The sequence below is a fragment of the Streptomyces sp. NPDC059455 genome, from assembly GCF_042750115.1.
Classification (GTDB): domain Bacteria; phylum Actinomycetota; class Actinomycetes; order Streptomycetales; family Streptomycetaceae; genus Streptomyces; species Streptomyces endocoffeicus.
Window position 1 is genome coordinate 19,794 of sequence record NZ_JBHYVB010000031.1, and the last position, 4,233, is coordinate 24,026.

Here is a 4,233-nt window from a genome sequence, read left to right on the forward strand (position 1 = left end):
TGGGGGGTGTTATTTTTTATACCTCCCCCGCCTCGGGGTTGGGCGTTTTGGGTGTGTTCCGGGGGCCCCCGGCCGCCCTGCGGGGCCACCCGGGGCAACCATGGCGGCCAGAGCAGGAACCGATGACGGCAATGAGGACCGACCGGAACGGCGGCCGATCACCCGCGCAGATCCACCAGCACCGGCGGCCCGCCCTCGCCCTTTACGGAAGTCACCGACAGCACCGCATGCCCCGGGGGAACCGCATGGGCCAGCTCCGAGGCGGACCAGCGCTCGCGCTCCACCGTCCGTACGGTCACCGACTGGGTGGTCACCGCCTTGCCGGTGGCGACCTTACGGATGAAGTGCAGCACCTTGGTGAGCGGCTCCTCGGCGATGATCTGCCGGTCGGTGACGTCCCGGGTCTCGACCCACTCCGTCCCCCACACCTCGGCGAACCGCGCCCCGTCCCAGGTCGTCACCCCGGCACAGGCCATCCGGCAGCCGACCGCGCCGAGCAGCGCGCTGCGCAGCGACTCGGGCACGTCGTCGAGGGTGCGGAGGGTGAGCACTGCGCCCGCGTGGGCGGAACGGAGCCGCTGGATGCCGCGCAGGGCCTCGGGCGTGACGGTGTGCGAGGCGTCGTCGAGGACCAGGCAGGCGAACAGCGAACGGTCGGCGCGGCCCACGGCGCACTCGGTGAACTGCGCCAGGACCAGCCGCGCGAGCATCCGCGACGCCTCCGCGTGGCCCCGCTCGGGCAGGTCGATACGGACCCGGAGGGGGTGTTCGAGGGCGCGGAGGGAGAACGGGCGGCGGTCGCCCGTGGTGTCGAAGAAATCGGCGAACGCGGGCCGGTCCAGCAGCGCGATCCGGTCCGCCAGCAGCGCGCCCACGTCCCCGGGCGTGCCCGACTGCCGGACCCGCGCCTCCAGCTCGCGGGCCTGCGCCCGCTCCCCCGTCTCGTCCAGCGCCTCACGCAGCGCGTTGACGGCCGTCTTGGAACCGTCCAGCAGCTCCCGCAGATCCGGGACGGACGGGAAGCGGCCGTGGGCGGCGCGGTAGGGGCCGAGCAGCTGGGCCAGCGCGGTGGCGGCGCGCCGGCTGTCCCCGCCCGGCAGCGAGGCGGCCATGTCGCCGATCAGGGCCTCGGCGAGGATGCCCGCGGCCTCGTCGGGGTCGGTGGTGCCGCCGTAGAGGTCGAGGTCGTAGCCGGAGTCGGGCCGGCCGATCTTCACGACGACGTCGAACGCCTCATCCGCCCCGAGCCCGGCCCCCGCCGCCCCGACCGCCACGACGGCGACCTGCCCGGCGAGCGCCTGCAGACACAGCGACTCCACGACGGGCCGCACCACCCGCCCCGTCTTCCCCGAACCGGGCGGCCCGACGGCCAGCAGCGAGGTGCCCAACACCTCGGGATCAAGGGCCAGCCCGACGCCGCGGTGCTGGTAAGGATTGCGGGAATCCTCGGCGGCGGTGCCGAGGCGGACCTGATGGGCGAGGAGATCGTGCCGCGCGGTCCGGGCGGGCAGATCCCGCGCCCCGGACGGATGGCCGTAGGAGGCGGCGCCGTGGCGCAGCACGGTGTCGGTGAACGAGGCGAGCGAATTCCTCCCCGCCCGCACGGACTGCCAGGCGCGGTCGATCCGGGCGTGGTCGACGTCATTCATCGCCCCCGCCCGCGCGTCCGCCGCCAACCGATCAGCCGCACTGTGCCCCCCCGCGGCCCGCAACTGCGGCCACTCCACCGGATCCCCCTCCGGCCGCCCCGCGGCCACCGCCTCAGGAGCGGGCTCATCCCAGGCCCGCCGGAAGAGGGGCGCGACATAACGACGCCAGACCTCGGGCCAGTGGCCGACGCGACCGAAGATCACAGCGAGGACCCCTGCGAAGATGACTTGGTAGATGCGCCAAGACCAGACGAACGCCATCTTGTCGTCGCCTTCGACCCAGGACTCCGGGGTCAGCAAGTACAGCGGCCAGAGGTAGAAGCTGCCGAAGTACTCGTAATAGATCAGTGACCAGACCAGCCAGCCGCACAAGGCCGAGATCAAGGCCCCGCTGAGCAGCCGCCGCCCCGGAATCCGATCCGGCTCCTCCGGCGCCTTCGGCTTGTGCTCGTACGTCCACACCCCCGGCGCCGCCTCGGACCGCGGAGCGCGCAGCCAGGCGACGAAGGACGGGCGGGCCGCGGGCGCGGGAACCGGAGGCGCACCGGGGGCCGCCGGGGGCGCGGTCGGCGGCATCGGCGGCGGGGCGGCGGGAAAGGAAGGCGGTGATTGCGGGGGTGGGGGTGGGGGCGGGTTGTGGCGTGTGCTGCGTGGGTCGAACGTGCCCTCGGTGTCCATGTGCTGCCCCTTGCCCCCTGACCGGCTGTTCCTCGGCTTTCGCGCCATCGCTCAATCTAGTGTTCCCGCGCGGGGAGTTCAGCGACCCGGGCGGGCCCGTCTCACTCGCGGGGTCCGTAAGGCTGCCGTCGGGCTATGGCCGCCGCGGACAAGGAAACACGCGCAGTGCTCCCGAACGGAACATGCCTCATCCCTCGCCACGCCCATAGCCTGCGACTAAAACCCCTGTTCTTTCCCCTGGAGCCCGTCATGACCGAACTGTCCGGAGGCCCCGCCCTCCCCCAGGAGCGTCGCGTCGTCACCGCGATTCCCGGCCCGAAGTCGCGGGAGCTGCTCGCCCGTAAGAACGCGGCGGTCGCCAGTGGGGTGGGGAGTGTGCTGCCGGTCTTCACCGTGCGCGCGGGCGGCGGTGTGATCGAGGACGTGGACGGCAACTCGCTGATCGACTTCGGTTCCGGTATCGCCGTGACCTCCGTCGGCTCCTCCGCGGAGGCCGTCGTGCGCCGGGCGTCCGCGCAGCTGGCGGACTTCACGCACACCTGTTTCATGGTCACGCCGTACGAGGGCTATGTGGAGGTGTGCGAGGAGCTGGCCCGGCTCACGCCCGGCGACCACACCAAGAAGTCGGCGCTGTTCAACTCGGGCGCCGAGGCGGTGGAGAACGCGGTGAAGATCGCCCGTTCGTACACCAAGCGGCAGGCGGTCGTCGTCTTCGACCACGGCTACCACGGCCGGACCAACCTCACCATGGCGCTCACCGCCAAGAACATGCCGTACAAGCACGGCTTCGGCCCCTTCGCGCCCGAGGTGTACCGCGTTCCGCTCGCCTACCCCTACCGCTGGCTGACCGGCCCGGAGAACTGCGCCGAGGAGGCCGCGGCCCAGGCCATCGACATGATCAGCAAGCAGATCGGGGCGGAGAACGTGGCCGCGATCATCATCGAGCCGGTCCTCGGCGAGGGCGGCTTCATCGAGCCCGCCAAGGGCTTCCTGCCCAGGATCGCGGAGTTCGCCAAGTCCAACGGCATCGTGTTCGTCGCGGACGAGATCCAGTCCGGCTTCTGCCGCACCGGCCAGTGGTTCGCCTGTGAGGACGAGGGCATCGTCCCGGACCTGATCACCACCGCCAAGGGCATCGCGGGCGGTCTGCCGCTGGCCGCCGTCACCGGCCGCGCGGAGATCATGGACGCGGCGCACTCCGGCGGTCTCGGCGGCACCTACGGCGGAAACCCGGTGGCGTGCGCGGCGGCGCTCGGCGCGATCGAGACGATGCGCGAGCTGGACCTCAACGCCAGGGCCAAGCGCATCGAGGAGGTCATGAAGGGCCGCCTCGCCGCGATGCGGGAGAAATACGACATCATCGGCGACCTCCGCGGCCGCGGCGCCATGATCGCCATCGAACTCGTGAAGTCCGGCACCAAGGACCCCAACCCCGAGGTCACCGCCGCCGTCGCCAAGGCGTGCCACTCGGCCGGGCTGCTGGTGCTGACCTGCGGAACCTACGGCAATGTGCTGCGTTTCCTGCCGCCGCTGGTGATCGGCGAGGACCTCCTGAACGAGGGTCTCGACGTCCTCGAGAGCGCCTTCGCCGAGCTGTGACCGTGAGTGATCGATGGGTGGCGTGAAGAAGATGTGCGGGGCCGATGACAGGTGGGTGATCGGTCTGTCCGGCGGGGCTTCGCTGCCGTACGGTCATTGCAGATGAGAGAAACACCCCGCTCGCAGGCGACTGCGGGCGATGCCTGGCCGGTGCTTCCCCAGCCCCGACCCGGCTGTGCCCTCGCGCACACCACTGGAGCCTCCGGCTCCGGATCTCCTCACCGATCGGATGGCCGCCCGCCCCAAACCCCCCGGGGCGCGCGGCACACCGATCGCCACGGCGGCCCCGGAACCACCCCCCCTGTTC

2 protein-coding genes and 1 pseudogene are annotated in these 4,233 nt (G+C 71.7%); 2 read left to right on the top strand and 1 reads right to left on the bottom strand.

Translation table 11 applies throughout. The annotated features are described in order from the left end of the window. Window positions 1–158: 158 nt before the first annotated feature. Window positions 159–2,327 (bottom strand): ATP-binding protein, encoded by a 2,169-nt coding sequence (locus ACFXB5_RS13815; RefSeq protein ID WP_385206652.1) that lies wholly within the window; start codon window positions 2,325–2,327, stop codon window positions 159–161. A 249-nt stretch (window positions 2,328–2,576) separates the two neighbouring features. Here ACFXB5_RS13815 and gabT point away from each other — a divergent pair, with 249 nt between their 5' ends. Then, entirely contained in the window at window positions 2,577–3,926 is a 1,350-nt protein-coding gene (gene gabT / locus ACFXB5_RS13820; RefSeq protein ID WP_385206655.1) for a 4-aminobutyrate--2-oxoglutarate transaminase, read from the top strand. Window positions 3,927–4,028: 102 nt separating this feature from the next. Next, window positions 4,029–4,233, top strand: a pseudogene (locus ACFXB5_RS13825) (phosphoesterase); the annotation flags it as partial.

Bases quoted from the DNA above. Each gene is read 5' to 3' on its own strand.
- gabT (WP_385206655.1), top strand. From the start codon at position 2,577: ATGACCGAACTGTCCGGAGGCCCCGCCCTCCCCCAGGAGCGTCGCGTC.
- ACFXB5_RS13815 (WP_385206652.1), bottom strand. From the start codon at position 2,327: ATGGACACCGAGGGCACGTTCGACCCACGCAGCACACGCCACAACCCG.